The 2,594-nt window shown below is 71.0% G+C and carries 3 protein-coding genes; 1 reads left to right on the top strand and 2 read right to left on the bottom strand.

Annotated features, from left to right (window positions below; genetic code table 11):
• On the bottom strand, window positions 1-717 hold a 717-nt coding region (locus AB8Z36_RS36995; RefSeq protein ID WP_369217768.1), incomplete at its 3' end, for an NAD(P)H-binding protein.
• A 125-nt stretch (window positions 718-842) separates the two neighbouring features.
• On the opposite strand from AB8Z36_RS36995, the gene AB8Z36_RS36990 reads away from it, so the two are divergent.
• A complete protein-coding gene (locus tag AB8Z36_RS36990) occupies window positions 843-1,802 on the top strand; it encodes a LysR family transcriptional regulator (RefSeq protein ID WP_440582104.1) in 960 nt (319 codons plus the stop codon).
• 122 nt (window positions 1,803-1,924) lie between these two features.
• Here the strand turns inward: AB8Z36_RS36990 and AB8Z36_RS36985 are convergent, their stop codons facing one another.
• On the bottom strand, window positions 1,925-2,212 hold the full coding sequence (locus AB8Z36_RS36985) for a DUF4190 domain-containing protein (RefSeq protein ID WP_369217766.1): 288 nt from the start codon (window positions 2,210-2,212) through the stop codon (window positions 1,925-1,927).
• Window positions 2,213-2,594: the final 382 nt, after the last annotated feature.

Here is a 2,594-nt window from a genome sequence, read left to right as displayed (position 1 = left end):
CTTGTACAGGTCGTCGAGGGGCTGGCACTCGTAGCGGACGGGGCGGCCGAGCTGTTCGGTGATGATGCGCGCCAGGTCGTTGTACGACAGGTCCTGCGGGCCGAGGACCGGGACGCTGCCGGAGCCGGTCCACGAGCGGTCGCGCAACAGACCCGCGGCGACGGCCGCGATGTCGGCGACGGCGACGAGCGGGGCCTTGTGGTCGCCGTCCACGGCGTCGGTGAAGACGCCCTTCTCGCGGATCGAGTCGGCCTCCTCCAGGACGTTCTCGAAGAAGGAGGGGTTGGCGAGGGCGCGGTAGGCGACGCCGGTCGCGGAGATGAGGTCGTCCATCGCGAGCGAGGCGGTGACGAGTCCCGCGCGGTCGGCGACCGGGGTGCCCCGGCCGAGGGCGGAGACACCGACGACGTGCCCGACGCCGTGTGCCGTGAACGCCTCCACGGCCGGGCGTGAGAAGCCGCGGTAGGCCTCCTCCGGGGTGCGGGAGGAGTCCGGGGGCACGAGCCAGAACACGGCGTCGGCGCCCTCGAAGGCGCGGTCGACGACGGCGGCGTCACCGTGCGAGCCGACGACCACGTCGACGCGGTCGCGTACCGCCCCGGGCAGCCGCGCGGGGTCGCGGACCACCACGCGTACGGCTTCGGCGTGCGGGGAGTCGAGGAGCAGCGGCAGCAGGTGGCGGCCGATGTTTCCGGTGGGAGCGGTGACAACGATCATGCGGACCTCGTGAATTCGGTGCTGTTGGTGCTGAATTTCGGTACGTCACTCATCCTGCGGAGGACCACGTGTTGCCACAATGGGAACTTCAGCACGCAATACTTGCCTGAAGTGGAATGATGCCGATGACCAGCCAAGACCCCGTGATCGACGCCCAGCTCGCGGTCGCCCTCAATGCCTTGCTGGCCGAGGAGAGCGTCACGCGTGCCGCCGCCCGGCTGCACACCTCGCCCGCCGCCATGAGCCGCACCCTCGCGCGCCTGCGCCGCACCCTTCAGGACCCCTTGCTCGTCCGGGCGGGCCAGACGATGGTTCCCACGCCCCGCGCGCGGGCCCTGCGGGAGGAGGCGGCGGCGGTGGTGCGGAGCCTCGGGACGCTGCTCAGTCCCGGCGCCCGGGTCGACCCGGCGGACCTCCGGAGCACCTTCACCCTCCAGACGGCGGACCTGGTCGGTGCGGCGCTGGCGCCCGGGCTCCTCGAACTCGTCCGGCGGGAGGCACCGGGTGTCTCCCTGCGGTTCAGGGCCGAGGAATGGGAGGCCGGTCCCGCCCTGCGGGACGGGCGGATCGATCTGGAGGTCGGGGCCATCGGCCATGTCGACCCCGAGACCCTGGTCGAGGAGCTGCTGACCCTGCGGATGGCCGCGGCCGTCCGGCCGGGGCACCCCCTGACGGAGGGGGAGTTGACCCCCGAGCGGCTCGCCGCCGCCGAGCATGTGGTGGTCAGCCGCCGTGGCCGGTTCAGCGGCCCGCTGGACACCGCCCTCGCCGAGCGGGGCCTGCGCAGGCGCGTCGCCGTCGTCCTGCCGAGCCATCTCGCCGCGCTGACGCTCGCCGCGCGCAGCGACGCGGTGTGCCTGATGCCGACCACGCCGGCCGGTGCGCCCGCCTCACCCCTCACGGACGCCGCGACCGGCCTCGGTCTGCGCCTTCTGGACATTCCGCTGCCGCTGCCCCCGCTGACCATCGGCATGGCGTTCCATCCCCGGCACACGGCGGACGGCGGCCATCACTGGCTGCGCGACGCCGTTCGGCGGACCCTTGGCGCACCCGCGGGAATCACCGGCGCCGCGCCGGAGAACTGAAGCGGGGAAGGAAAGGGACCGAGGGCGCCAAGAAAGGGGTGAGGGGTAATGGCGATGCGCTTCACGCGCGCCGCGATTACCCCTCACCACAGAATTCAGCGGTCCGTTCTCACCGCTCCCGGTCAACCGCCGACGTACCAGCTGAATCCGCCGGAGGCGGCGACGGCGAGCACCACGATGAAGAGCACCACGTCGACGATGCCCAGGATGATGCCCGCCTTCGCCATGCCGCCACCGCTGCCCCTGACGGCCTTCTGCCGCAGGGCGATCGCGCCGAAGACGATCGCCAGCGGCCCGAGCACGAAGCTGAGCAAGAACAGACCCACGATGCCGCATACGAGTCCGGCCACCGCGAAGCCATTGGTGCGCGCACCGGAAGAAGCCGCTGATGAACCACCGTAAGCAGACATGGCCACCCCTTGGAGATCGCGTTCCAGTTGTGCGTGACATGAATCCGTGTTCCCCGGAACAGCTTCCATAGACGGTGCACGCGAAGTGGTGCGACGGGAGACGGTGCACACGGAGCGGTGCGACCGGGAGACCGTACGCGGCCCGGTCTCCCCCGCGCCCCCCCCTCGGGGCCACGGCCAAGATGGTCCGCACCAAGTCCTTGACGCGGCCTGCGATGCTCCCTTAAATCAAGTAGTGAACGAAGCGGCGGAGTTGATCGCCCGGCGCGTTCACTTTTCGACACCCGCTTGTCATGCGCACGTCCAACTGCCCCAACGCGGCGACAAGCGACCGCACTTCGCACCCCCCACTCCCTCGCACCCCCACGTGAAGCGATGTGAT

The organism is Streptomyces flavofungini, assembly GCF_041028215.1.
In the GTDB taxonomy this organism is placed as follows: Bacteria; Actinomycetota; Actinomycetes; order Streptomycetales; family Streptomycetaceae; genus Streptomyces; species Streptomyces flavofungini_B.
This window is presented reverse-complemented; position numbering and strand designations above follow the sequence as displayed.

Coding starts and splice junctions, on each gene's coding strand:
- AB8Z36_RS36990 (WP_440582104.1), top strand. CDS start 843: ATGACCAGCCAAGACCCCGTGATCGACGCCCAGCTCGCGGTCGCCCTC.
- AB8Z36_RS36985 (WP_369217766.1), bottom strand. CDS start 2,212: ATGTCTGCTTACGGTGGTTCATCAGCGGCTTCTTCCGGTGCGCGCACC.